Origin of the sequence: Dehalogenimonas etheniformans (assembly GCF_014672715.2) — a bacterium.
In the GTDB taxonomy this organism is placed as follows: Bacteria; Chloroflexota; Dehalococcoidia; order Dehalococcoidales; family Dehalococcoidaceae; genus Dehalogenimonas; species Dehalogenimonas etheniformans.
The window spans coordinates 967,367-993,915 of the sequence record NZ_CP058566.2 but is presented as its reverse complement, the minus strand read 5'-3'; the positions used below and the strand labels follow the sequence as shown (position 1 = coordinate 993,915).

The following is a 26,549-nucleotide window of genomic DNA, read 5'->3' as shown; positions in this document are numbered from 1 at the left end:
CGCACCCGCATTGCACACCTGATTTCGAACAGTATCAGCCCGCTTGTACTGGGAATCGCGATGATTGCTCTAGTGGCGTTCAACGGCGCTGCCTCAACTATCGAAGGATTCAAATGGTTCTTGTTGGTTACACTACTTGCCATCCTACCAGTACTGCTAATATCTCTGTACATGGTCAAAACCGGGCGCATGGATTCCCTATTTTCCAATCGCCGGCATCAACGCCACAGGGTTTATGTTGTGGGATTGTTTTTCGACGTCCTTGCGATCTGGATTTTGAACTTATTGAACGCCCCTACAATACTTGTCGCCGGACTTGTTGCAGGTTTGGCATCAGTCGTTTGTCTCGCTTTCATAAACCTGTGGTGGAAGATATCCGTACATTCCTCGACCGTCGCCGCGTTCGTGACCGTGCTGTTGGTTCTTTTTGGCTGGTGGGCGTCGTTCTCGTTGATTCTATTGCCGGTGATGTGGTGGGCAAGATTGAATCTAGCCCAACACACCCTGGCTCAAGTAATTGCCGGCTCAACTTTGTCCATACTAATAGTGTTAGTCACGTTTTCGCAATACGGCGTCATCTAATTTTGGGCTTGGTCGCTCGTTCGATCCAAGTTCAATCGCTTGACCCATCTAGACAGAACGGCTACAATATCATTCGTTGTCTGCGCCGGGGTAGCTCAGTTGGTAGAGCAGCGGACTGAAAATCCGCGTGTCCCCAGTTCAAGTCTGGGCCTCGGCACTTTCGTTCTTTAAAATAAGCATTCGGCTTTACGCCGGAGTGGCGGAATGGTAGACGCGGCAGTCTCAAAAACTGCTAGGGGGCAACTCCTGTGTCGGTTCGAGTCCGACCTTCGGCACCAGCTTTAGCGGCTGAGAAAAGCCTATTGCCGAGTTGTGTAGTGGTAGCACGGAGGACTTTGAATCCTTTTGCCCAGGTTCGAACCCTGGCTCGGCAGCCAAATACTCGCTCCCGAGTAGCTCAGTGGTAGAGCGGTCGGCTGTTAACCGATTGGTCGAAGGTTCGAATCCTTCCTCGGGAGCCAATTTATTTTCAGAATCATTTAACCGTTCGCCGGCCTTGGTATGCTAGCGGCTCAAGTCGAAGGTATCAATATTCGCCTATTAAACAACGGAGTTATCGATCAGCCTGGTTCGCCCGATCCGCACAGCTAAAGAGATCAAAGCTGGTTTCCCGATTATAGTTTGCTCCTCTAAGCTGGCTTGATCGGCTATACTAACGTAATCGATTCGAGCCAACTTGTCAGCTGAGATAAAATCAATCATCTTCTGTTTCACAACATCCGCATGTTGCTCGCCTGCGCTAATCAGGCTTTCACCGAACTTCAATGACCGATACAACACGGTTGCAGCTTGGCGCTCTTCCGGGCTTAAATAAGTATTTCGGCTGCTCATCGCTAGCCCATCTTTTTCCCTGATGATCGGCATCACGACCAATTCAACCGTAACGTTCAGGTCGGCCACCATCTTCTTGAGAACAGCGACCTGTTGCGCATCTTTCTGCCCGAAATAGGCTTTTTGGGCTTGTATGAGGTTGAATAGTTTAAGAACGACCGTAGCTACACCCCTGAAATGACCCGGGCGGACAGCGCCTTCGAGCCTTTCGGCGATCTTGCCGGGAACGACGAATGTATCCGCACCTTCCGGGTACATTTCATCGACTGAGGGAAGAAATGCGGCATCAGCACCCGCTGCGTCTAACATTGCCAGATCATGATCGATATCGCGAGGGTATGAGTTGAAGTCCTCGTTCGGTCCAAACTGGGGGGGGTTTACGAAGATGCTCACAATAGAGTGATCGCAATCTGCTTTGGATTGACGCACCAGAGAAAGATGCCCATCGTGAAGAAAACCCATCGTTGGCACGAAGCCGACGGAATCGACGAGCTTTTCTCGATAGGCTTTGAGTTCCGGAATAGATCTAAGAATTTTCATGGCGTAGTTCATCTATAACTGCGGGGTCCATGGTAAAACTATGTTGTGCAGCTGGGAATGAACCGTTTATGACGTCATTTGCATAATCGGCGATTCCTTTTGACATCAATTGAGCCAATGTCCCATACTGCCCAGCATGTTTGGGCACAAAGTCCGTGAACAATCCCAGCAAATCGGAGATAACCTGCACCTGGCCGTCACACCCAAGCCCGGCACCGATTCCTATAGTCGGTATGCTGATCCTGGAAGTAATAAATGCAGCGAGTTCCGCCGGAATTGTCTCGAGGACAACAGCGAAAGCACCGGCTTCTTCAAGAGCCTTGGCGTCTGCCAGAACCCTTCGCGCCGCTTCAATGCTCCGTCCCTGTACTTTATGCCCGCTCAATTGATTGATAGATTGAGGTGTCAGCCCTATATGCCCCATTACCGGGATGCCGCAAACGACCAATTTCTTGACTTTATCGGCGACAGTAACGCCCCCTTCGAGCTTGACCGCCTGTGCTCCGGCCTCTTGGAGAAATCGTGCGGCATTACGCAGCGTGTCCTCAATGTTTATCTGGTACGTCATAAAAGGCATATCACCGACCACCATGGCTTTTTGCGCTCCGCGGACTACCGCTTTGGTGTGGTGGATCATGTCATCTATTGTTACGGGAATGGTGGAGTCGTAGCCGAGCACCACGTTTCCCAAACTGTCGCCAACTAGGATAACCGGGATACCGCACCGGTCGACAATCTGCGCGGTTGGATAGTCGTACGCCGTGAGAACGGCGAATTTTTCGCCCTTGAGCTTGAAATCCTTGATCTGCTGGATCGTTGTTCTCATCTCTACTCCTAAAATGAGATAGCGCCTAAGGCATGTTTTACAATGACGATCCGGTTGTTCTCATCTACATATACCAGTTTTGGCATGTGGCTAGAGAGTTGTTCCTCGGCAACCTGATCATAGGTCAGAATGATGACCGTATCGCCTTTGCAGGCGCAGCGGGCGGCAGCTCCATTGAGACCGATCTCGCCGCTACCGGCTTCACCTTCAATGGCATATGTAGCGAACCTTGCGCCGTTGTTCAAGTTCAAGACCTGGACCTGTTCGAAAGGTAAGATATCTGCGACCTTCAAGAGATCACGATCGATTGTTATGCTTCCTTCGTAATCCAGATTGCAGCGGGTAACCCGAGCACGATGTAGTTTGCTTTTTAACATGGTTCTCACGAATTTGTCTCCAGGAGTTCTTTTAATTCGGTTGCCTTGGCCTGATCGATACTTCCTTTGTATAACGCCAGGGGGATTGTGTTCAAACCAAGTAATTTGTACATATCCAATGTTCGAGGCGCAGATTCTTGTAATAACATTAAATGCGCCTTGATCGTCTCCTTATCACCTCGCGAAATCGGCCCGGTGAGGCATTCCGGTATTCCAATTTGTTCGATGTTATCGAGAGTTCCCCTTATTAGCGGCATCAACGCCCGTATTGCCTGCTCTTTGGTTCCAAAACCCTGCCATAATTCCGCAGCGGTATTGACTAGGGCTACAAGGTAGTTTGATGCGATAATTGCTGAGGCATGGTAAAAAACCCGGTCATTTTCTTTGAGTTCAACGGTACGTCCGCCTAGCCTGGATGCTATTTGCTGAAGTAAACTAAACAGAGGCTCTTCGGCTTCAATAGCGAAGGTGATTCCTGGCAAGATTTCTGAATTTTTGGAACTGATTGCCTGAAGCGGATGAAACACTCCGGTTATAGCCCCATCTTCCCTTAAACCATCGAGGACTGAGAGAGATACTGAGGCGGCTACATGGCTAACCATCAAGCCGGACCGGGAAGAAATAGAAGTAGCGACATCTCTGATTGCCGAATCCGGAGTTGTTATGAAGATAAGGTCACAGACGGTAGCTATTTCTTTTGGGCTCTCGAAAACAACGGCGGATGGGAGTTTATCTGCCAACTTGTATGCCGAAGAAATGGTACGGCTGGAAACAGCATTGACAGAATAACCGGCTTTTATCAGGGCGACGGCCAGTGCATTGCCGACCTTGCCGGCTCCAATTATTCCGATTCTTTGTGAATTGCATGCCATAAAACTTAATGCCTTCCCGGCAAAAGCAGAGAAGGCATTTCCTTCAAGGCTATTGCCGTCTCGTTCTTTCAAAGGAAAGATACAAGCGGACTAGTTTATGAAATTATTATAGTGGAACCGGCTTTCAAATTAAAGCATTTGGGAGAAAAGGACCTCCTTCGGTATTTTAACTAGAAATGGACTCTAAGAGGGATGCAATTCGATTCCCCAATTTTCCCGATGTAGATGCTCAAAATAGAGAAATTAGGGCTTTGAAGCCGGATAGTAATAAGGATCCCATGAACGCTTGCCCATGGAGTGAGTTTATGTTGCAACCATTTCGAATCGTTCAGATATGTTTGACGGCATAGCCTCGTATCACCAAGGCGTCAGCAATTAGCGAACGGTGGCAACGCCAAGGCAACATTTCGGCACACATCAACACCGGCAATTTCCGATTAGTGATCTCTATAGGTTGGTTAAGGGCCTCCGTAAGCGCACCGGTTTGCATGTAATCCGCAAATCCTCTGAAACTGGCGTTGAGCCAGCCGGTATTGATAGAGTCAGGGCTCGCATGCTTCAGTCCTCCAAGCCCGGTCAAGTGGGCATACTCTACTCCTTCCGTTTTCGACCAATCCGGAAGCGTTTCCTGATTGAACTGCGGATTATGGCGCGACCTTGGAATGGTACGAATATCCAAGACCACGTCAGCGCCATAGGACTTTAATGTACTGATAAACGACTCCAGCGTCCTAGTGGAATGCCCGAGAGTCAAAACGAGTTGAGCCGGATCGCCTGACGTTTTGGTACTCCTTGGCTATTGGATATCAACAAATAATCGGTCCCCATGAATCGTTACGGGATAGACCGGCTCTGGAGTCGTCGCCGGACCACTTACAACTTGTCCGGTTTTCACATTGAAAATCGAGCCGTGGCAATAACACTCAACCTGATCGCTATCGAGAAATCCTTCGGACAAATTACAGACACCCATATGGGTGCAAACGTCGCCCATCGCATAAAACTGACCGTCAATGTTGGCAACGAGGATTTGCTGTCCTCCGGCTGTTTTCCCGGCCATGGTTCCATTTCTTAATTCATCCTTGGAGCCGATGTCAAAAGTAGCCATATTCCGCCTTCTTTCTTTCACTGCTGAGAATCGGTGAGAGCTGGACGACACAGCGATCCCCCTTAGATATCGCACTACTCAACTATATGTTAGAAGAAGATGGAGCTATTTCAAATGCGTAAAAATACCTATTTTTGTCACCACGAAAAAGGAAGACTAAAAAAGGACATCAATCAAGGATGAAGGGAGAAATGATGGTTATTTGAAGACGTTTTTTGGCGCAAGACTATTGCGATAAATTGGAGGTATTCGGTATGCAAATCCCATGAGGGTTTATCGGTCTTCTTTGAGCGTGTGAAACCATTCGTTGCAAAGGATTTCGAGCGTCGCTATCGGAGGCTTTCGGAACAGATTGGTGTGAAGTTCGGTGACTGATATGCAATTTTGCTCGATGGCTTTGATATCTGTACCAGCCTCAGCTTCAAAATCTAGCTTACTGCGCACCAGCCAGTAAAACTCACGGCGGCCGTCGTGGCCTTCCTTAACCGTATCTATGTGGGTCTTATGCGCCAGGTGGCACAATCGAACACCCTTGATCCGATCAAGCGGGATATCTGGGGTGTTGATGTTCAGGAAGATGTCACCGGTCAATCTGCCGGAAGCGATATCGGCGGCGATGATGGCTGCCAGCCGAGCCGGAGTCTCGTGGTTGGTGGATTCGATGTTGAAGGTAGAAATGGCAATAGCCGGTACGTTCCGGAGGTAAGCCTGCAATGCCGCTCCGACGGTGCCGGAGATCAGAACATCATCGCCAACGTTTGGTCCGTTGTTGATACCTGAGACCACCAAGTCCACCGGTTTTTCCAGGACATGTTCCAGTCCCAGTATGACCGCGTCCCCGGGAAGACCCTCTGTAGCCCAGCACTCTACGCCATCAAGCTGGGAGGCAACTTTGCTGATTCGCAGGGGATGCCGCAGAGTGACGGAAGTCCCGGTGGCGCTCTGCTCTCTATCCGGCGCAACGATGGTGACCGAATCAACCTGATTCAAATGGTTAGCCAGGATCCAAAGCCCGGCTGAATGAATGCCGTCGTCATTGGAAAGGAGTATTTTCACGAGAAGTTAGGATAACATATCGGCCAGACTTGGTAAACCGGCTTCATGGCGGTGAAGGTCGATGAACCAGTATAATTAGCTACCTTGAAAACCTCAGATTTTGACTATAATCTCCCGCTTGAGTTAATTGCTCAAACTCCCGTCGACCCGCGAGATTCATCCAAGTTACTAGTCCTTGACCGGTTTAGAAGAGGAATCGAACACAGGTGTTTTTCAGATATTATCGATTACTTGCGACCGGGTGATGCTCTTGTCTTCAATGATTCGAGAGTGATTCCAGCCCGGTTGTTTGGAATTAAAAAGGGTACCGGTGCTCACGTTGAAGCATTGTTGCTACTTCGGCGCGCGTACGGCGAGTGGCAGGCTCTTATTAAACCCGCCAAGCGGCTTAACATTGGGACTGTAGTAAATCTATGCGATAGGTCGGGAAATCCAACCTCCTCTACGTTCGAAATCATCTCTAAATCAGATGATGGTACCGCTCTTATTCGATTAACCGATGAAGAACATTTGACTGATCTGGGTATCTTAGCCTTACCTCCCTACATTCATCATCAATTGACTGAATCTGAGGCTGAACGCTATCAAACAGTATACAGCCGGGTAGCCGGCAGCGTGGCAGCGCCAACCGCAGGTTTGCATTTCACGCCGGAACTGTTGAAAGCCATCGAAAAAAAAGGAGTGAAGCTACTGTTCGTGACGCTTCATATTGGCCTGGACACTTTCCGTCCGGTCAAAGAAGAGGATCCAGCGTTTCACCCAATTCACCGCGAGTATGCGATCTTACCCAGTGAAACCGCACAAGCTATAAACGATGTGAAGGCATCAAGCGGCAGGGTTTTTGGTGTCGGAACGTCTACCGTCAGGACCCTGGAATGGGCGGCGATGACTCAAGGATTGCCGTTAAAAGAATTCGAGGGTTGGGTCGAGCTGTTCATATTGCCTGGTTTCCATTTTCAGGTAATCGATCATTTGATCACCAACTTCCACCTTCCGCGCGGTACTCCACTCATGCTTGCATCGGCATTTGTCGGTCGGGAAACCTTAAAACAAGCTTACCAGGAAGCGGTCGACGAGCAGTATCGGTTTTATAGCTTCGGGGACAGTATGCTCATTCACTGATGGGCGTTTTATGAAAAAAGGCGCCCGGGGGGCGCCTTTTTTCATTCGGTAGGAAGGCACATCATTCCCACTTGAAAAGCCGGACGGTGACGAGCATGCACACCGCTAACCAAGCGAACATTACCAGGATATCGACTCCTAGAGGATATAACGGGGTCGATTCAACCATAACTTGCCGCAGGCCGTCTCCAAGGTAAGTCAGAGGCATGGCTGTAACCACCGGCTTGATGAAGGCAGGCATGATATCAACTGGCCAGAATATGCCGGAAAGGAACATCATCGGGAAGGAAATCAACTGGACGATGGGGTTTGCACCTTCTACCGTTTTAACTCGTGCTCCAACTACATAACCCAGAGCCACAAAAAGCAGAGTGCCAAGCATAATGAGGCCCAAGAGCAAAAACCAGTTCCCAAGGATGGGAACACGATAGCCAAATTTGGCCACAGCAAGAATCACCGCGGATTGTAAGACGACGATTCCGAGGCGGAAAACCAACTGGCTGGTAACCACGGTACTACGGGACAGAGGCGTTACCCCAAGCCGTTTCAGTACCTTCTTCTCGCGCCATTCGATAAGCGGCAGCACGCCGAAGAGTCCACTCTGCATTATTGACATGCCGAGGATACCAGGTACGAAAAAGTCGATAAAACGCAGATTGCTTGAAAGGATCGATTTTTCGGTCAAAGTTACAGCAACCGGTGCTTGAGTAATCTGCCGATTGAACTGATCCACAAACTGCTGCATCACCGGTAGAATCACCTGTGCCGTGGCAGTTTGTGACGGGTCATGGTAAAGAGTAATTGCTGCGGCACTACCGCTGTTAATAGTCGCATCAGTACCGGCGGGAATTACAACAACCGCCGAAAGATCGCCCTTTTTCAAGGAATTAAGGGAATTATCTAGAGTGTCTTCGGATACCGTAAAAATGGGGATCTGTTTGAAGGCATCCGCCATGTGCTGGCTGATAATTGATGTATCTTCCTGGACGAGGCCGATTTTGTAGTTGACCGAGTTGCTTCCACCGAAGACCATTCCGAAGAGCCCAATAAAGATCAAGGGGAAAGCGAAAGTAAAAAAGAGTGCAGTCCTGTCGCGCACGAACATTCTGAAGTTGGCAACGAGTAATTTCGTAAAAGCGGTCATTCCCTGATCTTCCTTCCGGTCAACTTCAAAAATACATCCTCTAGGGAGGCCTGACGGACGCGGAGATCTTTTAATTGAGGAGGGGAGCAATTTGCTTCAGCATATTTGATCGCCGCCGACATTGTTCCAGGTACGTCTTTAGTGTAAATAACGACCTCGTTTAGATCGGTTGCGACGCTTGTGGCGCCGGGAAAAGACAGGAGGATTTCGTTAGAAGGGCGGGGCTCAAGCTCGAATTGAATTGCTTGTTCCTTGAAATTGGAGTTAATCAATCCCCTTGGTGTATCAAGTGCGATGATCTTGCCATGATCAACGATAGCAATACGGTCGCAGAGTCTTTCGGCTTCCTCCATATAATGAGTTGTCATGAAAATCGTCTTGCCCTTAGCTTTCATATCCTCGATGACCTGCCACATGCTCCGCCTCACCTGAGGATCGAGTCCGGTGGTAGGCTCATCAAGGAAGGCAATTTCCGGATCGTTCACTAGCGCCATGGCAACCGAGAGGCGTTGCAGTTGACCGCCTGATAGATTTTTCACCAACACTTTCCGGCTTTCCGTGAGTGAAACAATTTCCAGAAGGTCTTTCGTTGGTAGGGATTTCTCATAGAATCCGGCGAACACATCCAGCAATTCTTCCACGGTCAGCGTAGGCATCAGCGAAGGCGTTTGCAGTTGAGCCCCAATCCGTTGCTTGATCTCCTTGGTGGCTTTTTGGGAGTCCAATCCAAGCACGGTGACAGTACCAGAATCTTGGGTGCGCAAACCCTCAATAATTTCCACAGTCGTAGTCTTTCCGGCACCATTCGGGCCTAGCATGCCGAAGACTTCGCCTTTGTTTACCTCAAAACTAATGCCATCGACCGCTCGAATCGGTCCGTAAACCTTGACCAGGTTCTCAACCTTAATTACCACTTGTACTCCTTTGCAGACCCATCGTCCATTTACAACACAAGCCAAACCAGTGGCTATTATAACATGCATAATAAGTAATGAGACCCGCCTTTTGGGTAGACATATACTAGCCTAATGACTATAATTTTGGCTGTGAAACCCCCTTTTGAGCTGAAGCGATTGTATTCTCGTGAAGAGATTTCCGAGGTCGTTAGAAGGCTTTCAGCGCAAATATCCCGTGACTTCGCGGGTAAAGACCCTCTGGTGGTCGGCGTTCTCAAAGGCTCAGTGATCTTTCTGTCGGACCTGGTCAGGGAGTTAAGCATTCCAACCGAAATTGATTTTATCGGCACTTCGAGTTACGGCAATGGGACAACAAGTACCGGACAAATCAAAATCACGGCAGAACCCACCGCTCGTCTCGCTGGTCGCCACATCCTGATTATTGAAGACATCGTAGATACCGGTCTTTGCATTGAAGCCATAATGAAATATTTTTCAAAACATAAACCGGCTTCGATCAGTATCTGCGCCCTCATGGATAAGCCTGCCAGGCACCAAGTTCGGGTGAAGATCGCATATTCAGGTTTCACCATCCCTGATAAATTTGTCGTTGGCTACGGCCTGGATTTCTCCCAGCACTATCGCCACTTGCCTGAGATCTTCACCATGGAGGAAGCTCCTGATGCCGGACAACTTGCTTCGGACGATTAAAGTAGCCCGAGGCCAGGAGCCGGCTGACATCCTGTTCAAGAACGCCAGGATCGTCAACGTTTTCTCGGGTGAAATCGAAGCCGGTTCCGTAGTTGTAAGCAATGGCGTGATCGCGGGCATCGGCGACTACACGGAAGCCAAAGTGACGATCGATCTTGGCGGAAAATATCTGGTCCCAGGCTTAATTGATGGCCACACCCATATCGAAAGCTCCATGCTGGATATCGGAGAATACGCTCGAGCGGTTTCGACTCGAGGTACAACCACTGTAATTACTGATCTCCACGAACTAACAAATGTAGTTGGCACTGGCGGCATCGACTACATTCTCAAAGCTGGTAAAAAATTGCCGATTGACCTTCATGTGATGGCCCCTTCCTGCGTACCCGCTACCCACCTGGAAACCTCCGGCGCGACAGTAACCACTAAAGACATCTCTCGACTCCTGAAGAAAAAAGGCGTCATCGGTTTGGGCGAGATGATGAATTTCCCGGGCGTTTTGTTCGGAGATGACGGCGTCCTCGATAAAATCAAGGCTTCGGACGGCAAAGTCATCGATGGCCACGCACCGGGGATTACAGGCCGTGATTTGAACGCGTACGTCTCGGCAGGCATCGGCTCCGATCATGAATCGACTCGCCTTGAAGAAGCCAGAGAGAAACTTTCCCGCGGGATCCATATTATGATCCGCGAAGGTTCCACCGAAAAAAACCTTGCAGAATTGCTGCCGTTAGTCACCGATAAGACCTACAAACGTTGCATGTTTGTCGTTGACGATCGTTCCTGTTCTGATCTTAAACGAGACGGTGACATTGACGCCGTAGTCCGTAAAGCTATAAGACTTGGTCTCCATCCCGTCCGGGCAATTCAACTCGCTACTATCAACCCAGCAGAGTACTTTGGCTTAAGACAAATAGGTGCCATAGCTCCCGGGTACGCGGCCAACCTCCTGATTATCAGTAACCTCGAAGAATTCGAGATCACGGATGTCTATTTCAAGGGTAAACTTGTTGCCAGGAATGACAAAGCATTGTTCAAAGCCAAAAGCCGAGCACCATCGCGACTGCGCAAAAGCACGAACGTCAAGCCCTTCACCGCCGCCGACCTTTGCATGAGTTTCTCTGGCGCTGAAACACCGGTTATCGAGGTTATCCCCGGTCAGATCGTGACCCGCTACCTGAAAGAAAAAGTCAATTCAATCCCTGATTTCAAAGGCGATATCCTCAAAATCGTAGTCGTCGAACGACACAAGGCTACCGGCAACATCGGCAAGGGTTTGGTAAGGGGCTTCGGTATGAAAAACGGCGCCATTGCCTCATCCGTAGCCCATGATTCGCACAATATCGTCTGCGTCGGCACCTCCGATGAAGATATTTTTGCGGCGGTTCAGGCCGTAATCGAAATGGGAGGTGGGCTGGCGACTGTCGTTGGGGGTAAAGTCATTGCCAGTCTACCACTGCCCGTTGCCGGTTTAATGTCCCCAGAGCCTCTTGATACAGTGATCGAGCATTTCGAATCGGTTGAGGCTGCTGCATGCGACATTGGCGTCAAACTTTCCGCACCCTTCGCCGCCTTGTCTTTCCTAGCCCTCCCAGTGATTCCAGAACTCAAGCTGACCGACCTTGGCATGGTCGATGTCAGCGCCTTCAAACTGATGTGAGAGCAGGTCTTTATATATGGTCTACCGCCAACCCAATCCCTCCCCACTCTTTGAAAACCGTTTCGACGCCGGGCTTAAGCTGGCCGAGAAGCTTTCAACGTACAAGAATGAGTCAGTAGTAGTCTTTGCCATTCCAAACGGCGGGTTGCCCGTGGGACTTCAGGTTGCACTAGCCCTCGGGGCTGAGCTTGATGTAGTCGTTGCCCGCAAACTTCCTATCCCGTTACGGCCTGAGGGTGGTTTTGGCGCCGTGGCGGACGACGGTACGACTGTTCTGAATCATGAACTTGTCAGGTCACTCGGCCTAACTCAATCCCAAATAACCTATCAGACCTCCAAGGTGAGGAACGATATCCGACAGAGAAGCTTGGCTTACCGCAACAGCCGGGCTATACCAGTCGTTACGGGGAAAATTGCAATTATCGTGGATGATGGCTTAGCGTCCGGCTACACCATGATGGCTGCCATAGAATCCGTTCGCCGCCGCCGTCCTTCAAGGATCGTCGCGGCAGTCCCGGTTGCATCTGAATTGGCGGTTAGAACGATCTCCAAAATGGCTGATAACGTTATTACCGCCCACACCGCCCTCGTCCCCAAATTCTATGTTTCCTACTATTATCGCTTCTGGAACGACATGCCGGAAGAAGAAGCTATCAAATGTTTGCGCGAGTGGGAAATGAGAAGGTTTAAGGCAACAACGAAGGCTTAGAGTTCTCTAACCTCCGCCGTTGTCAATCGTCTGATTGATCCCTCTTTCAAGTTCTCCAGCTTCAGCTTGCCGATTCGTACGCGTTTCAGTAACCTTACCTGGTGCCCCACCGCCGCAAACAACCTCCGCACTATACGTTTCCGCCCTTCGTGGATGACGATGCGGTAATTGTAAGGCGAGAGCAGAACCGGCTTGATCTTAGCCGGGGCTGACATCCCATCGTCGAGCTCAATCCCTTTTTGCAACTGATCAACCTGCGTTACGTTTAGAGCTCCGTCAACCGCCGCCAGGTATTCCTTTTCCACTTCAAATTTCGGGTGAGTGAGCCGATATGCCAGCTCCCCATCGTTAGTCAGCAGAATGAGTCCGGTCGTGTCTTCATCGAGCCTACCGACCGGGAATAACTTTAGCCGTTTGTATTCTTCGGGTAACAAGTCAATAACTGTGCGCCGGCCGTGATTGTCCTCAGTCGTGGAGATAACGTCCATGGGCTTATTGAGCGCCAGATATACTTTTTGCGGTTTTGTTCGTTCCACCATGTTATCGTCAAAAGTGACGGTATCTGTCGGCTTCAGGGGCAGGCTAAAACTTTCGGCGATGACTACATTGACTTTTACCCGCCCTGCCTTGATAACCTCTGCCAGGTCCCTCCTCGATCCCAACCCCGCATCCCGCAATGTTTTCAATAGGGTGGGGGTTTCTGGGACAAACCCCGGAGCTTTGGCGACTGGTCGTCTTGGCTGCAGTTCTCTGGGTTGCCCGGCTCGTGTGGTGGTCAGCGGTGTTCGGCGAGGAATATGTGGTCTATCCGTCATTTTGAAGCCGTTTCGGCCAGTAGTTCTTCAGCCCGGGCGAGAAGTTCCTTGCGCCGCGATCCTACCACATTCTTCATATCCAAATATTTCTCCAATGCCTGCAACGGCGATAGGGACTCGCTATTCTCTGCGCCTAACCGGCTCCGTGTCTGCCGTTCCACCTCGCGGGAGATGGCAAAATAGTAGGCGTCTTTGAGGACATTCTTGATCTCGGCGTCTCTTAGCAGCGGAGCAATGGATTCCGGCATTTTAAGTTTTAGATGAACAATTGTGTTCGTAATGTCTTCATGGCGGTCTGCGATAAGTGCCAAGACTGATGCAGTCGGATTCAGTTCACCTTCATCGAAAGCCTTTTCAAGAGTTAGAAATCTGCGCCCCTCAAGTTTGTTGAAGCGATGTTCGACGATCTTGCGTCCGTCTCGAATATCGATTTCGATAACGTAAAAACCCTTGTCATCTCTTTCTTCACCGAAGTCCAGCCGTTCTAAACTGCCGCTGTAAACCACCGGCGGAGTTCCGCTCAGTTCCTGGCGCTTGTGCAAGTGGCCGAGAGCGACGTAATCAAAAGCGGGCAGGGCGATATTACTTAACATAACTGTTGGTTCAAGGCCGAGGATGAATTTGCGTTCAGAAGCTGTAGCCGCGCCGTCAACCCAGATGTGTGCAGCCAGAATCGATGGCAGCCTCGGATTGATACTATCAGCCATTTGCTTGATCTTTGCTGACATGCCTGCCTCGATCTTGGATTTAAGTTCATCGGAAGAGAGGTTCTGTCCCTCTGCCTGGGCTTTGCCTTCAAACGAACTCTTGCGCGGCCACGGAAGGGCGGCTATTTGAACCGGTCCCGAAGATGTTTCAATGGTGTATATCTTTGGTTGGCTGGCAACGGTCACCTTCGGTATCCTTAGTGTGTCATAAATCTCGGTGGAAGTGGCGCGGCCGGAGGCGGCTGGAAGGTCGTGGTTGCCGATAAGCAGGAACACAGGGATACCAACGTCTGCCAGTTTCCGGATGCGGCGAGCAAACTCCCGCTGTTGCGTCTGAGAGGGGTCTCGGCTCTTGAACGCGTCTCCGCAGAAAAGAACCAGGTCAACCTTCTGGCAGATCGCGTAATCAACCAGCTTATCGAAAGCCGCAAGAAAATCCAATAGCCGGGTATCAAGGCCGGTGGTGGGGTCGGGTTTGCCGTAAACCTCAACTCCTAGGTGTAAGTCAGCGAAGTGGATGATTTTCATATCATTTCATCTTCCTCTCCCCTCGTGGGAGAGGAATTATGGAGAGGGGGCGCCAACCCAGATGCAGGTCAGATAAGTGGAATATTATCACTTGACTTCGATTCTGGTTCCAGCCCAACTGAAAGCGCGGTGAATATTATCTGAAATTATTTTGTGGGTCCTTTCGTCAATTGCTTCGCCTAAATCCCACATAAAAATTCGACTAAGAACAATCATTATCACAGTGGAATCTAAAAACTTCTAATCCAGGTGAATGGTTTTCTTGGGTATAAAGCACCCCAAGCAGCCCTGTAACGCGTATAGAAAAGCCTTCGTCTGACTTGATTGTATTTATTTGAGGTCGCGAGAACAAATGGCCCTCGCTTTGTTACTTCATCTCCCCCTTCAACCTCGGGAACAGGTAAGCCTTGATCTCCTCGATCGGAATCCTATCTTGCTTCATGGTGTCGCGCTCTCTGACAGTGACCATATTATCGTTCAGGGAGTCGAAGTCAATGGTGATGCAGTACGGGGTGCCTATCTCATCCTGGCGGCGATAGCGGCGGCCGATGCTCTGGGCTTCGTCATAAGTTACCATCCAGGCTTTGCGCAGGGAGGCATAGATCTCCTTGGCTAAGTTAGCCAGCGGCTCTTTCTTGGATAGTGGCAGGATGGCTGCTTTGTAAGGCGCAAGGCGCGGGTGCAGTTTCAGCACTGTGCGGATTTCGTCCTTATCGGGTTCCTCGGTGTAAGCGTCGAGCATGAACGCCAGAACAGAGCGATCAACGCCGGCAGATGGCTCGATAACGTATGGGGTAAATCGTTCTTTAGTCTCTTCATCGAAATATTCTAGGTTTTTGCTGCTGAACTTGGAATGCTGTTTCAGGTCGAAATCCTGGCGGTTGGCAATGCCCTCCAGTTCGCTCCAGCCCATCGGGAAAAGATATTGGATATCCGAGCAGGCTTTGGCATAATGCGCCAGTTCTTCCTTGCAGTGAGCCCTCATCTGAAGGTGTTCCTTGTTCATTCCCAGGGAGATGTACCATTCCAAGCGCGTCTTGAGCCAGTGGGCATGCCAGTCTTCGTCCGTGCCGGGTTTAACGAAATACTCCAACTCCATCTGTTCGAACTCGCGACTGCGGAAGATGAAATTACCGGTGGTGATCTCGTTCCGAAAGCTTTTACCGGTCTGGGCGATGCCGAATGGCAGCTTCTTGCGCGTGGTGTTCAGGACATTGTCGAAGTTGGTAAAAATGCCCTGGGCTGTTTCGGGGCGGAGGTATACGACGCTGGCGGTATCCTCCAGCGGCCCCATGAAGGTCTTGAACATCAGGTTGAACTGCCGGGGCTCGGTCAGCTTGCCGCCGCATGACGGGCAAACCGTGCCCTCGAAGTCGCCGGGGCGCCAACGCATTTTACAGGCCATGCAGTCCTGCATCGGATCGGAAAAGCCGGTGACGTGGCCGGAAGCTTCCCAAACTTTGGGATTCATCAAAATCGAGGCATCGACTCCGACGACGTCATCCCGCTCCTGGACCATAGACTGCCACCATGCTTGCTTGACGTTATTTTTGAGCAAGACGCCCAACGGGCCGTAATCCCAGCAACCGCCCGGGGCACCGTAAATTTCAGAAGATTGAAATACAAAGCCGCGGCGGCGGCTCAAAGAAACGATCTTTTCCATGTCAACGGGATTTGTCTGATTCTCGGCCAAATGATTGCTCCTTCAAAATTCACTACTCTCCCTGGTTTGGAGATGTCAGGATGGGTGATTTCTATTCCTTTTTCTTTTCCTCGACGCTCATTATTGCCTTGTAACCTTTTAAGGCAATAGGCAAACCATAAAACAGGGTGATAGCACCGCCGATCACCAGGATTGCAACAGCTACAATCCAAAATGGAGCCAAATGTTCAGCTCGCTTGGCGTAAACAATGGCGTCAATGAGGATATACGCCATGATGAACTGGATGATAGCTGGCATATTCCCCATCAAAGCTAACAGGCGCGTAGGGCTAAACCTGAATTTATCAGCGTTATCACGAAGTGTTGGAATATTGCCAATGGCTGAGGTAGTGACGTAGGCAATAAAAGTGAGCAGAGCCTGGATGCCGATCATCAAGGCGATGAACGAAGTCTTTGCCATTTCACCGGACGGACTTCCATTTAAGTCGAACCTGAAAGTTACATTGTCAGGCAATTGATTGTAAAAGATGGCTGATATGATTATCGTTGCCATCAGGCAGATTAGCGGCAAAGCAATGAAACTCGCCCGGAATTTCAGTGGATTTGGTGTTGTGGGATTTTGGGACGTTTGGTTCATCTCAGGTATTTTACCTGAATCCGGTTTGGGTTAAAAGGTGATTGACTTAGAAATGACACCCTCCCAGGATTTCCCTACAATATGAGAATCGCATCTTTGAAGGAATCACTGAATGATCATCGAACGCCTGGTTGTCGGGCCCATTGAAGCAAACTGCTACATCGTAGGCGACGAAAAATCGAAAGAAGGCATGGTTATTGATCCTGGCGACGATCCTGAAGATATTATGCTTCGTGTTCACCATCTCGGATTAAAGATCACCCATATCATATTGACCCACAGCCATTTTGATCATGTCGCCGGTACGACTGCAGTAAAGAAAGCAACCGGAGCCAGGTTGGCCGTCCATGAAGCCGACTCCAGCAGTCTGAACAACAGCATGTTGGCTAGATTGGCTGGTTGTACCCATCAACCGGTACCGGAACCGGATTTGCTTCTAAAAGGTTGGGAGGATCTCTCGCTGGGTGAGCTACACTTTACGGTCCTAAATGTTCCCGGGCACACACCCGGCGGTATAGCCCTCTATGGACAGGACGTGGTATTTACAGGAGACACCCTTTTCCAGGGAAGCATTGGCAGGACTGACTTGCCGGGCGGCGAGTATGACCAAATCATCGACAGCATCAATCGCAGACTGATGATTCTCGATGATGCTGTAAAGGTCTATCCGGGTCACGGCGAACCCACCACTATCGGATTTGAAAGGGAGAACAACCCTTTTCTCGTTAATCCGCCTCGGAAGCAGTGTTGACCGCTATCGTTCGAACTGGCCGCTAAATTTGTCGAGGCGTTCTTCCAGCCGCTTTTGCTGGAGAGTCAGCGTAAGGTCTGAACGTGTCTTCTCAAGTATGCCCCGCACCATGTCGGTGGTCCGCCGCAGGCTGCCGGTAATGGCATCCGGAAAGTCCATTGTGACCAGGACTTCATAGATCGAGTCCATGTCGGAGAGTAATTCTTCTGCTCTGGACAGATCCCCGGAACGCATTCCATCCAGGATGTAACGCCTGAGTTCGCCGACGACCTCGCCCATTCCGTTCAAGTACGCGGCAGAGTCGACCGCCAAAATCTCGGGAGTCGGGATTGGTTCGCCCATAGTTATCGCCAAGGTAATGCTGCCTTCGGAATATTCCTTCTGTGCATCTCGGAAGAAAGAAGTGTTGGACAACTCCTCGCAGGATTTAATGGTCGCTTCTCCCTCATCGATAAGCGCTTTAGCCTTCGCCAGTGAGCCCTTGGCATCGGCGAACTGCCGCCGGTGGATTGACCTGATAGATTCCGAACAATGTCTTATGGCCTCGCGGCAGAGAGGCAGGGCTTTCTCACGGGCGGCATCTTTTTCCGCAAACGACCGACGGATTGATTCGGCGATCGAGTCGAGGCGTTGGTTAAAGGTTTCAGTCATTATTTATCCTCGCGAAAGGGCGATATAACCGGGATATTCACCGCTGATAAAATTTCAGCCCTGAAGCTCTTGGGACACAGAATGTAATCGGCGCCGCAATTTTGAGCCTGTGCAGCCTCTTCCGCGCTTGTAGCTGAATACCCGATGAGTTGGTCTACCCTTAATAAACTGCGAACAACAGAGATGGGCATGGAATACTCGTCAAGCGTGACGCCATCGGCATCTGATGCCAGGGCAATATCCGGTTGTCCGGTAACAATCATAAGGATGTTGGTTGAACCGCAAATTTGTTTCGATTCTAAAGCCCAATCGTAGTAATCACGTTGGCTCAGCGTTCCTTGTTCGATTTGAAGCGCGGTAATTCCGGAATCGATCGCTGGACCTAATTGGGCCTTGTTTTCAATGATTGAGTAACGGCTTAACCTACCGATCCTGCCCTGCCGGGACAATCGGGAGAAAAGTCCTTTCTCAATGCTGTACATCGCATAGCGGGCGTCTTCGAAAACTGTTCCGTTTGGGACGATGCCGGGAGTCCGGGACATCTCCTCAAGAACTCTGAGCGACTGCTCTACCCGGCGGGAGTTGGCGGACACAGTGTCCAAGAGGTCCAACTCGGCTTCTTTTTGATGTTCGACGCTTCGGCCCACGTCCCCAACACTGTCCCTGGCGGAAATTATGTCTTTGGCGATATCAGCAAAAGCCTGGTGTATGGAATGTCTCAGTGTTTTGAGCTTTCCAGAGAGAGAGGCATCGTCGAGGACAAACCTAGCGATATCTTCAAGGACACGTAATCCTTCCGTCGCGCGATCCAGGTTGGCATCGATGATTCTGAGAGTTTGGTTACTCATACGGTCGCTGATTTATCCGGCATGTTCGATTCTAGCATCACCGCGCTAGCGACCACAAAATCAGGTTACTCGATGGCATCGATTGCGTTGGGAATATGTTCTAAACGGGGTCCCGAGGGAGTGAAATCAATTCCTATGAAGTCGATGCGCCAAGTTCCGAATGGATCCGCCGATTCTGCCATATAACGTTCGGCGGCGGCGATCAGTTTCTCCTGTTTGCGTCTGGTAACTGATTCTGCAGGCGTTCCAAATTCATGCGATGATTTTGCCCTGACTTCAACGAAGACAGTTTCTCCGCTGTGCTCAGCGATGATATCGATCTCGGATTCCCTGCAGCGCCAGTTCGTAGCCTTGATTCCGAAGCCTTCTTTTTCTAGGTACTCCCGGGCGATGATTTCAGCCAATTTACCCGTCTGCTGTCTTTTCAAAACAACGACCTGAAAGAATTTACAGGGTCAAAAGTGTATCGGTGAATTGGAGACGGACCGAGGACGTTCAGTTTCTGGACGTGTTCCGGGGTACAGTAACCTTTATGCTGCCCCAGGCTGTAGCCACGGTGCTCTTCATCGAGACGTTGCATCAGCCGGTCGCGGGTAACCTTGGCGATAATCGAGGCGCAGGCTATCGATACGCACAAAGCATCGCCGTCAATAATGCCTTTCTGAGGAAGGTTAAATGAAGGTAAAGTAAGGTAGTCTATTAATAGAGCCTGCGGTTTAAGAGACATGGCTTCGATCGCCATTTTCATCGCCAGCCTGGTTGCCGGTGCAATCCCGTTCTCATCGATGTAGATATGAGAGACTATTCCTGCGCCGTAACAGACAGCCTCGGAAGTGATAGCGCCGTAGAGTTCTTCGCGCGCTTCCACGGTCAGCATTTTTGAGTCTCGGATGTCCTTAAGCCAGCCGCATCGCCTGCGTTTAGCCAGTATTACAGCTCCAGCGACCACGGGGCCTGCCAGCGCTCCCCGCCCGGCTTCATCCACACCGGCGATTAGCGTGATTCCTCGCTCGTAAAGCGCGTTTTCTTCTTTGAACGTGGGGCAGATCATCTTGGCGGCCATCAGGCGATGATTATACCACCGCCCAGTACCTCGTCGCATCGGTAAATTACGGCTGATTGGCCGGGAGTGACTGCTCTCACCGGCTTCTCGAACGTAATTATCGCAGAATCCTGGGAATCTACTGTCAGTGACATGATCGGGGAATCGGGCATCCGGTATCTTATCTTTGCTGACAAAGACGAGATGTCTTCCGGCCACGAACCGGAAATCCAATTCAGGTCCCGGATTTTTACGCTTTGTTTCAACAGGGCGCTCTCGGCGCCGAGTGTTATTCGATTTCTTGCAGCATCGATGCCAATGACGTATTGCGGGTGTTTCCCCGAGATGTTCAGACCGTGCCGCTGGCCGATAGTGTAGCGGCTGATCCCGGAGTGTTGCCCAATTATTTCACCATGCTCATTTACGATCTCGCCAGGCAACATTGGAAAACTACCTTTCAAAAATGATTGGTAGTCTTGCTCCTCAAGAAAGCAGATATCCTGGCTTTCGTTTTCAGGAACTTGCAGGTTTGCGCTTAAAGCCAATTGGCGCACTTTGTTTTTCGTAAGCTCTCCCATAGGCAGCATGATCCGGTTAAGCAGGGTTTGATTTAAGCGGTAGAGAAAATAGGATTGGTCTTTTTTGGTATCAACGGCTTTGTAAAGACGATACCCGGTTGCCCCGCTCTGGATTCTTGCGTAGTGGCCGCTGGCCAGATATTCAGCACCAAGAGATTCCGCATATTTTAAGAGAGCGCCGAATTTGATTTGTTTATTGCATACGATGCACGGGTTCGGCGTTTGCCCTGTTTGATATGCCTCGCAGAAGTAGTCGATGACATGCTTTTGAAACTCTTGAGAAAGATCGGCGGTGTAATGCTTTATTCCCAATTTGGCGGCGATAGATGCGGCATTTTCAGCGGAAGCGGCGCTTTTGTGCGAATCCGTGAGCCGCATCGTGACTCCGATGACGTCATAGCCAACTTCTTTGAGCAGCAACGCGGCAACTGAAGAATCAACGCCGCCACTCATAGCGACCGCGACCTTGGGCACGGTCATAGCGTTTTGGAAGCGCGGAGTTCCAACGCTGCCAGGGTTTTATTCCAGATGATGTTTGCGATATCTTCTTTGTGTAACTGTGCGTCGAGGATTACCCAGCGTGAAGGTTCTGCCGCTGCCAGCGCACGATAACCATCACGGATGCGCCGGTGAAAATCCGTGCTTTCTTTTTCGAAACGGTCGGCCTTGGTACCGCGTTTTCGCTGCATTCCTTCTTCCACAGGGAGATCGAGCAAAAATGTTAGGTCAGGCATCAGTCCTTGAGTAGCCATGGAGTTAATCGCTTTCACGGTAGATACGGTTAAACCTCGTCCATAGCCCTGGTATACCAGCGTTGAGTCCACATACCGGTCGCAGACAACGATCTTCCCTGATGCTAGCGCCGGCTTGATGATCCGGCTCACCAGTTCCGCCCGAGAGGCGTTGAACAGCATGACTTCAGCCAAGGGAGAGATACGCTCATCCTCGCTCCATTTGAGCAAGTAGGTGATCTGTTCACCAAGGTTGGTGCCGCCGGGTTCGTGGGTATGGAGCGTTTCAATGCCGGAAGCGTTGAGCCGTTCGGATAGAGCCGCAGCCTGGGTGCTCTTGCCGGAACCTTCGCCGCCTTCAAATGTGATAAAAAGAGACATCATTGCTCCTTGAAGATGCTGACACGGCGGTTGGGTTCGTTGCCCTGGCTATCGGATTTCAGGTTGGCCCGTTCTGCCACCAGGTGCTGCAGCCGACGGATATAGGCGCTTTGGGGCGACAGGTCCACCCGCTCGCTGCCGCTTTTCACCCGATGTACCGCTTCCTCCGCTTCAAACAGCGCCCGATTTAGAGCGCCGGATTCTTCGGCTTGCTCCGGTTCATGCCGGGATAACATACCCAGGAATTGCCGGAATTGCGCCGGGGTATGGCTTTTGAGAACGTACACCGGGAGATTGTGAGCTTCAGCATCCCGGATTCGTTGAGGACGCCGCCGGAAGTAATTCCGGGATGTCACCAGCATGCCGGCTTCCCCTAATTTTTCAGTGATGTTAAGTTTTACGTGCATTTCTTCAGCCACCTGTTCCAGGCGGGAGCGGTTGATCCCGAACAGATAAAGTCGCGGAGTTTCCACCGCTGTTTGCGCTACAGCTTTCCGACGCCCTTCCGACTGCTCGGCCTCAGGCGCGGCGTGGGTTGTTTTGACCTCCCCGTCCGGACCTACCGACCGAATCTCCGTTTCAAGCTCATTGCCACGTAAAATGGCGTCCACAGCCTCTGCGGTGTCACAATGCACCGCCACCATATCGCGTTCCTGGATCTCGACGATGATATCAAAAGTCGGCGGAGCCTTTCGTTCCAGTACCGTTTTTTGGGTGCCCCTTCGCCTGGCTTCCTCGTCACCCAGCGTAACCGCCTGAATACCGCCGATTAGGTCCGAAAGTGTCGGATTCTGCATCAGGTTATCCAGCGTGTTGCCATGAGCGGTGCCGACCAGTTGAACGCCTCGCTCGGCGATAGTCCGCGCCGCCAATGCCTCAAGTTCGGTACCGATCTCATCGATGACGATGACCTCGGGCATGTGGTTTTCCACCGCCTCGATCATCACGGCGTGCTGCATATCGGGCACCGCCACCTGCATTCGCCGCGCCCGCCCGATGGCCGGGTGGGGTATATCTCCATCCCCAGCAATTTCATTTGAGGTGTCGACGATGACAACGCGCTTTTTCAGATCGTCGGCCAACACCCTGGCTACCTCGCGCAGCATGGTCGTCTTCCCGACGCCTGGCCTCCCTAAAAGCAGCACACTCTTGCCGGATTCAATAAGGTCTTCGATGATCTTGATCGTCCCGAACACTGCACGGCCAACCCGGCATGTCAGGCCAATGACTTTTCCTTTTCGGTTCCTTATCGCCGAAATCCGGTGAAGCGTTCTCTCAATCCCAGCCCGATTATCAGCCCCGAAGGCGCTGACCCTGGCGATAACGTATTCCAGGTCGCCCTCTGTAACTTCCTCAGTTCTCAGTACCACCTCCCGTTCGGCAAAACGCCCCTCGGGGACACGTCCGAGGTCCATTATGACTTCTACTAGTTGACTGAGGTCGGGTTGCAGACTTAGAGGGCGGCGGATTTCAACGGGGAGGGTATCCAGGAGCGCTTCCAGGTCGTCGGTTATGAGGTTCGGCAATTACGGCCTCCCGGCAGGCAGGATTCAACAATATTCTACTATTCGCCGTTCGAACGGGCAAACGTTAGCTGATAGGCTTTTTAGCTGGTAACCCGCTACGCCTGGGATATTCCGGCGAAGTATGACGGATCTTATCGATAACCACCAGCTTCCGGGAGTCCGGTAGGTCGGTTAGAGCAATATCCTGGATGAAGCGCAAGCGCCCGCCGAGCGTTTCGATTGCTTTAAGGGCTCCATCAACTTCGTTTCCGATGTCACCTTTCTTATAGGCGATGAAAGTTCCGCCGACGCGGCAGAATGATAAACATAGTTCACCAAGTGTGTCGAGAGATGCAACGGCTCGAGATACTACAAGTTCGTATTGTTCTCGATGTTCGGGTTGGCGCGCGGCGTCTTCAGCCCGCGCGTTCAAAACGGTGACTCCATCTAAATCCAGCGCGGCGACAGTTTCTGAAAGAAAGACCGCCTTTTTCCCGGTTGCCTCAAGAAGGGTGAGTTTAAGTTGGGGAAAGGCTATTTTGAGCGGGAGACCGGGGAACCCGGCTCCCGCGCCGACATCTATAATTCTTAAACCATCGGGAACAATTCCCGCCCGGATTAAACTCAGCGAGTCCAAGAAGTGAACTCGCTGCACTTCTGAATAATCGGTAACTGCCGTTAGGTTGAACTTCTTATTCCATTCAAACAAAAGATGATAATACTTCTCAAACTGGTCGAACTGGTGGTCCGAAAGCTCGATACCTAGTTCCCTTGCGCCATGATTCAAAATGGGTAAAATCATTTCCAGGATTATAGCAATTTTTGTCCTGCAATTGGAGATTATGTTATGCTAGATGAACCAGACCGCTAGGGGTGCGAGCCTGCTGAGAGTCCTTCTTCAGGACAACCCTGGCACCTGAACTCGATAATGCGAGCGTAGGAAAGCGGTATCACTCATGACAACACAACTGCAACTAGCCCGAAAGGGTATCATTACTCCACAGATGCTTTCGGTAGCCTCCGCCGAAAATGTTTCACCGGAGATCATCCGTGAAGGCCTTGCCGATGGATATATTGTTATTCCGGCGAATATCAACCATCAGAACCTGAAGCCGAGCGGCATCGGCCGGGGGTTGCGTACCAAGGTGAACGCTAATATCGGCACTTCTTCGGACTGCGTTGATCTTGAAAACGAGTTGGTAAAACTCAGAGTAGCTCAAGAGTTTGGCGCCGATGCAGTCATGGACCTTTCCACCGGCGGCGATCTGGTTGCGATCAGGCAAGCGATTCTTCAGAAATGTTTTGTTGCCCTAGGGACAGTTCCTATTTACGATGCCGGAGCTACGGCCAGGATGACTAGCGGCTCCATCGTCGAACTGACTTCCGATGATTTATTTCGTGCAATCGAGAATCACGCCCGTGAAGGAGTTGATTTCGTTACCGTCCACTGCGGCGTAACCCGCAGTGTGATAGCCCGTTTGAAGGAGCAGGGCAGGATAACCGATATAGTATCACGCGGGGGTGCGCTGCTTGCCGGTTGGATGGCTTACCATGGGCGGGAAAACCCTCTTTATGAAGAATATGATCGGCTGCTGGAAATCGCCGCCGAATACGATGTCACCCTTAGTCTCGGTGATGGACTGCGACCCGGCTGCCTGGCCGACGCTACCGACCGCGCCCAGGTCGAAGAACTACTGACCTTAGGAGAACTTGTCGACCGGGCACGAGCCGGGGGTGTGCAGGTGATGGTAGAGGGGCCGGGGCATGTACCTCTGAACCGCATTCAGACCAACATTGAGTTGCAGAAATCGGTGTGCCGTAATGCCCCGTTCTATGTTTTAGGCCCGCTGGTTACCGATATCGCACCGGGGTACGACCATATCACTTCCGCCATCGGCGGAGCCTTGGCCGCGATGTATGGCGCAGATTTTCTTTGCTATGTGACGCCCGCGGAACACCTGTCACTTCCAGATGCAGAGGACGTCAAGCAAGGAGTAATTGCCTCTCGTATCGCCGCTCACTCCGCTGACATTGCAAAAGGTATCAAAGGATCCTCCGAATGGGACCTGAAGATGGCGCGCGCCCGCAAGGACCTCGATTGGGAAGCCCAGGCTGAACTTTCCATAGACCCTGAGTTATCCAAACGGCGTCATGGGGCTCACCACACCGCTGGTTCAGCCTGCACCATGTGCGGTGAATTCTGTGCCATGGAGTTGGCGTCCAAATATCTCGGCACGACCATCGGACCGTGCTCGTGATCAACGCCGTTAAAAGCCTGTTCCGAAATCCCAAGAAGCTGTTTTTACTGTTCCTGGCAATTTCCCTGGCCGCTTACTTGGTTTGGAATCAGACCGACAATCGGATTTCGGCGGCAGTGCTTATTCTCGTTGGAACCTGCACCGTTCCCATTCCGGTCATGGTGTTTTTGTTCAACCGTCTGGATTACCGAGGGGGCGTTTCAGCCAGGGATCTGGCTAATGTTTTCATGGTCGGCGGCGCCATCGGCTTGATCATCGCCGGTTTTCTGGAATATAGCTTCCGAATTACCAAGACCCTTGGGGGAGATCTCTCGGTCGGGATCATCGAGGAATCTGCCAAGATTGTTTTCCCGCTAATACTTTTCTATCAATGGCGCTTCAAGAAACTCTCAGACGGCATTTTGATCGGTGCGGCTTCCGGGATGGGTTTTGCGGTGCTCGAAACCATCGGCAAAGGTCTTATCGTGCTCGCCGATGGCGGAAATGTCGGTTACACCATGCTCACCCGCGGTTTTTTCACTCCATTTGGCCATCCAGCATGGACTGCGCTTATCTGTGTTTTCATCTGGATGCAGAAAGCCAACGGCAAACTTAACGCCGCTCAAATGATCGGGATCTTCGTTTTAGCGGCCGTGCTTCACGGTATTTGGGATGCCGCCAACCAGTTGGATATTCCGGACATCGCCACCGCCGGCTTACTCATGCTTATCAGCATTTTCACAATGAGCGTTCTGTTCCTCCAGTTCGAAAAAGCGGAACGGGAGAACAACGGTGCTTGACGCTGCCAGTATCATCATTCAGTACCATTTCTTTTTGGCGTTCGCGCTGGCAGTCGCCGGCCTGGCGGGTGCCGGTTTCCGCGAGCTTGCCAAACGTAAATTATTGCCGGGTTTCTTTAGAACGCTTGAATACTTGATCATAGCTGCTCTGGTGATTGTCTACGTTTTTGCCAATGTTTGAACGATCCTATTTCTTCGCCTATCCAGATCGAGATCATATCCATTTTTGTCTCAACGTAGA

At 51.0% G+C, this 26,549-nt stretch carries 31 protein-coding genes, 4 tRNA genes, 1 pseudogene and 1 riboswitch; of the genes and pseudogenes, 14 read left to right on the top strand and 22 right to left on the bottom strand.

Annotation, left to right across the window (positions count from 1 at the left end; genetic code table 11):
* The first annotated feature begins 60 nt into the window (after positions 1-60).
* From HX448_RS05045 to HX448_RS05025, 5 genes are all read left to right on the top strand, one after another.
* Positions 61-582: a hypothetical protein gene (locus HX448_RS05045; protein ID WP_102330330.1), complete on the top strand. Its 522-nt coding sequence runs from the start codon at positions 61-63 to the stop codon at positions 580-582.
* An 84-nt stretch (positions 583-666) separates the two neighbouring features.
* Positions 667-739, top strand: a tRNA-Phe gene (locus HX448_RS05040).
* A 33-nt stretch (positions 740-772) separates the two neighbouring features.
* A tRNA-Leu gene (locus HX448_RS05035) sits at positions 773-860 on the top strand.
* Between the two features lie 25 nt (positions 861-885).
* Positions 886-959: transfer RNA gene (locus tag HX448_RS05030), tRNA-Gln, on the top strand.
* 9 nt (positions 960-968) lie between these two features.
* Positions 969-1,043 (top strand) — tRNA-Asn (locus tag HX448_RS05025).
* A 79-nt stretch (positions 1,044-1,122) separates the two neighbouring features.
* On the opposite strand, the gene panC is transcribed toward HX448_RS05025, so the two are convergent.
* The 7 genes from panC to surE form a co-directional block, all read right to left on the bottom strand.
* Entirely contained in the window at positions 1,123-1,953 is an 831-nt protein-coding gene (panC, locus tag HX448_RS05020; RefSeq protein WP_102330331.1) for a pantoate--beta-alanine ligase, read from the bottom strand.
* Entirely contained in the window at positions 1,940-2,779 is an 840-nt protein-coding gene (gene panB, locus HX448_RS05015; RefSeq protein ID WP_102330332.1) for a 3-methyl-2-oxobutanoate hydroxymethyltransferase, read from the bottom strand. The genes panC and panB overlap by 14 nt, the downstream gene beginning before the upstream one ends.
* Before the next feature lie 8 nt (positions 2,780-2,787).
* Positions 2,788-3,156, bottom strand: a complete 369-nt coding sequence (gene panD / locus HX448_RS05010; protein WP_102330555.1) for an aspartate 1-decarboxylase — start codon at positions 3,154-3,156, stop codon at positions 2,788-2,790.
* A gap of 5 nt (positions 3,157-3,161) precedes the next feature.
* Complete coding sequence (locus HX448_RS05005; RefSeq protein WP_102330333.1) at positions 3,162-4,028, bottom strand: Rossmann-like and DUF2520 domain-containing protein; 867 nt, start codon at positions 4,026-4,028, stop codon at positions 3,162-3,164.
* Positions 4,029-4,356: 328 nt separating this feature from the next.
* A complete protein-coding gene (locus HX448_RS05000; RefSeq protein WP_235611409.1) occupies positions 4,357-4,707 on the bottom strand; it encodes a DUF488 domain-containing protein in 351 nt (116 codons plus the stop codon).
* Positions 4,708-4,824: 117 nt separating this feature from the next.
* A complete protein-coding gene (locus HX448_RS04995; protein ID WP_102330334.1) occupies positions 4,825-5,136 on the bottom strand; it encodes a Rieske (2Fe-2S) protein in 312 nt (103 codons plus the stop codon).
* A gap of 273 nt (positions 5,137-5,409) precedes the next feature.
* Positions 5,410-6,192: a 5'/3'-nucleotidase SurE gene (gene surE, locus HX448_RS04990; RefSeq protein WP_102330335.1), complete on the bottom strand. Its 783-nt coding sequence runs from the start codon at positions 6,190-6,192 to the stop codon at positions 5,410-5,412.
* 84 nt (positions 6,193-6,276) lie between these two features.
* Between surE and queA the strand changes: the two genes are divergently transcribed.
* Complete coding sequence (gene queA / locus HX448_RS04985) at positions 6,277-7,314, top strand: tRNA preQ1(34) S-adenosylmethionine ribosyltransferase-isomerase QueA (RefSeq protein WP_102330336.1); 1,038 nt, start codon at positions 6,277-6,279, stop codon at positions 7,312-7,314.
* Between the two features lie 61 nt (positions 7,315-7,375).
* On the opposite strand, the gene HX448_RS04980 is transcribed toward queA, so the two are convergent.
* Positions 7,376-8,458, bottom strand: coding sequence for an ABC transporter permease (locus tag HX448_RS04980; RefSeq protein ID WP_102330337.1), 1,083 nt, complete (start codon positions 8,456-8,458; stop codon positions 7,376-7,378).
* The gene (locus tag HX448_RS04975) at positions 8,455-9,372 is read right to left on the bottom strand and encodes an ABC transporter ATP-binding protein (RefSeq protein ID WP_102330338.1); all 918 of its coding nucleotides are present in this window, start codon (positions 9,370-9,372) and stop codon (positions 8,455-8,457) included. The genes HX448_RS04980 and HX448_RS04975 overlap by 4 nt, the downstream gene beginning before the upstream one ends.
* Positions 9,373-9,504: 132 nt before the next feature.
* On the opposite strand from HX448_RS04975, the gene hpt reads away from it, so the two are divergent.
* Genes hpt through HX448_RS04960 form a run of 3 tightly spaced genes read left to right on the top strand, consistent with a single transcriptional unit; the run spans position 9,505 to position 12,434 of the window.
* Entirely contained in the window at positions 9,505-10,065 is a 561-nt protein-coding gene (hpt, locus tag HX448_RS04970) for a hypoxanthine phosphoribosyltransferase (RefSeq protein ID WP_226846860.1), read from the top strand.
* On the top strand, positions 10,037-11,725 hold the full coding sequence (gene ade / locus HX448_RS04965) for an adenine deaminase (RefSeq protein ID WP_102330340.1): 1,689 nt from the start codon (positions 10,037-10,039) through the stop codon (positions 11,723-11,725). Before hpt ends, ade begins: the two co-directional genes overlap by 29 nt.
* 16 nt (positions 11,726-11,741) lie before the next feature.
* Positions 11,742-12,434: a phosphoribosyltransferase gene (locus HX448_RS04960; protein WP_102330341.1), complete on the top strand. Its 693-nt coding sequence runs from the start codon at positions 11,742-11,744 to the stop codon at positions 12,432-12,434.
* Here HX448_RS04960 and HX448_RS04955 read toward each other — a convergent pair.
* The 5 genes and pseudogenes from HX448_RS04955 to HX448_RS10700 all read right to left on the bottom strand — a co-directional run.
* A complete protein-coding gene (locus HX448_RS04955; protein ID WP_102330342.1) occupies positions 12,431-13,249 on the bottom strand; it encodes a pseudouridine synthase in 819 nt (272 codons plus the stop codon). The two genes, HX448_RS04960 and HX448_RS04955, sit on opposite strands and share 4 nt — an antisense overlap.
* Positions 13,246-14,484: a metallophosphoesterase family protein gene (locus tag HX448_RS04950; RefSeq protein WP_102330343.1), complete on the bottom strand. Its 1,239-nt coding sequence runs from the start codon at positions 14,482-14,484 to the stop codon at positions 13,246-13,248. Before HX448_RS04950 ends, HX448_RS04955 begins: the two co-directional genes overlap by 4 nt.
* Positions 14,485-14,851: 367 nt before the next feature.
* Positions 14,852-16,147: a glycine--tRNA ligase gene (locus HX448_RS04945; protein ID WP_102330556.1), complete on the bottom strand. Its 1,296-nt coding sequence runs from the start codon at positions 16,145-16,147 to the stop codon at positions 14,852-14,854.
* 91 nt (positions 16,148-16,238) lie between these two features.
* Entirely contained in the window at positions 16,239-16,607 is a 369-nt protein-coding gene (locus HX448_RS04940) for a hypothetical protein (RefSeq protein WP_235611410.1), read from the bottom strand.
* An 18-nt stretch (positions 16,608-16,625) separates the two neighbouring features.
* Positions 16,626-16,700, bottom strand: a pseudogene (locus tag HX448_RS10700) (hypothetical protein); the annotation flags it as partial.
* Here HX448_RS10700 and HX448_RS10455 point away from each other — a divergent pair.
* Positions 16,675-16,818, top strand: a complete 144-nt coding sequence (locus HX448_RS10455; RefSeq protein WP_226846941.1) for a hypothetical protein — start codon at positions 16,675-16,677, stop codon at positions 16,816-16,818. The pseudogene HX448_RS10700 and the gene HX448_RS10455 overlap by 26 nt on opposite strands.
* Positions 16,819-16,896: 78 nt before the next feature.
* A complete protein-coding gene (locus HX448_RS04935) occupies positions 16,897-17,535 on the top strand; it encodes an MBL fold metallo-hydrolase (protein ID WP_102330345.1) in 639 nt (212 codons plus the stop codon).
* A 3-nt stretch (positions 17,536-17,538) separates the two neighbouring features.
* Here the strand turns inward: HX448_RS04935 and HX448_RS04930 are convergent, their stop codons facing one another.
* The 8 genes from HX448_RS04930 to rsmG all read right to left on the bottom strand — a co-directional run bounded on the left by HX448_RS04930 (position 17,539) and on the right by rsmG (position 24,073).
* Entirely contained in the window at positions 17,539-18,186 is a 648-nt protein-coding gene (locus HX448_RS04930) for a translin family protein (RefSeq protein WP_102330346.1), read from the bottom strand.
* Entirely contained in the window at positions 18,186-19,034 is an 849-nt protein-coding gene (locus tag HX448_RS04925; RefSeq protein ID WP_102330347.1) for a thiamine phosphate synthase, read from the bottom strand. The genes HX448_RS04930 and HX448_RS04925 overlap by 1 nt, the downstream gene beginning before the upstream one ends.
* A 65-nt stretch (positions 19,035-19,099) precedes the next feature.
* Positions 19,100-19,462: a YraN family protein gene (locus tag HX448_RS04920; RefSeq protein WP_102330348.1), complete on the bottom strand. Its 363-nt coding sequence runs from the start codon at positions 19,460-19,462 to the stop codon at positions 19,100-19,102.
* Complete coding sequence (locus HX448_RS04915; protein ID WP_102330349.1) at positions 19,459-20,097, bottom strand: ribonuclease HII; 639 nt, start codon at positions 20,095-20,097, stop codon at positions 19,459-19,461. Before HX448_RS04915 ends, HX448_RS04920 begins: the two co-directional genes overlap by 4 nt.
* Positions 20,097-21,134, bottom strand: coding sequence for a tRNA 2-thiouridine(34) synthase MnmA (mnmA, locus tag HX448_RS04910; RefSeq protein ID WP_102330350.1), 1,038 nt, complete (start codon positions 21,132-21,134; stop codon positions 20,097-20,099). The genes HX448_RS04915 and mnmA overlap by 1 nt, the downstream gene beginning before the upstream one ends.
* Positions 21,131-21,766 carry a dTMP kinase gene (gene tmk / locus HX448_RS04905; RefSeq protein WP_102330351.1) on the bottom strand — a complete coding sequence of 212 codons (636 nt, stop codon included), beginning with the start codon at positions 21,764-21,766 and terminating at the stop codon, positions 21,131-21,133. The genes mnmA and tmk overlap by 4 nt, the downstream gene beginning before the upstream one ends.
* The gene (locus HX448_RS04900; protein WP_102330352.1) at positions 21,766-23,292 is read right to left on the bottom strand and encodes a R3H domain-containing nucleic acid-binding protein; all 1,527 of its coding nucleotides are present in this window, start codon (positions 23,290-23,292) and stop codon (positions 21,766-21,768) included. The genes tmk and HX448_RS04900 overlap by 1 nt, the downstream gene beginning before the upstream one ends.
* A 64-nt stretch (positions 23,293-23,356) precedes the next feature.
* On the bottom strand, positions 23,357-24,073 hold the full coding sequence (rsmG, locus tag HX448_RS04895) for a 16S rRNA (guanine(527)-N(7))-methyltransferase RsmG (RefSeq protein ID WP_102330353.1): 717 nt from the start codon (positions 24,071-24,073) through the stop codon (positions 23,357-23,359).
* A 57-nt stretch (positions 24,074-24,130) separates the two neighbouring features.
* A riboswitch (TPP riboswitch) is annotated at positions 24,131-24,231 on the top strand.
* Here rsmG and thiC point away from each other — a divergent pair.
* From thiC to HX448_RS04880, 3 genes are all read left to right on the top strand, one after another.
* Positions 24,228-25,529 carry a phosphomethylpyrimidine synthase ThiC gene (thiC, locus tag HX448_RS04890; RefSeq protein ID WP_102330354.1) on the top strand — a complete coding sequence of 434 codons (1,302 nt, stop codon included), beginning with the start codon at positions 24,228-24,230 and terminating at the stop codon, positions 25,527-25,529. (Overlaps the previous riboswitch by 4 nt.)
* Positions 25,526-26,308, top strand: a complete 783-nt coding sequence (locus tag HX448_RS04885) for a PrsW family intramembrane metalloprotease (RefSeq protein ID WP_162485863.1) — start codon at positions 25,526-25,528, stop codon at positions 26,306-26,308. The genes thiC and HX448_RS04885 overlap by 4 nt, the downstream gene beginning before the upstream one ends.
* On the top strand, positions 26,301-26,489 hold the full coding sequence (locus HX448_RS04880) for a hypothetical protein (RefSeq protein ID WP_102330356.1): 189 nt from the start codon (positions 26,301-26,303) through the stop codon (positions 26,487-26,489). Before HX448_RS04885 ends, HX448_RS04880 begins: the two co-directional genes overlap by 8 nt.
* Positions 26,490-26,549 lie beyond the last annotated feature (60 nt).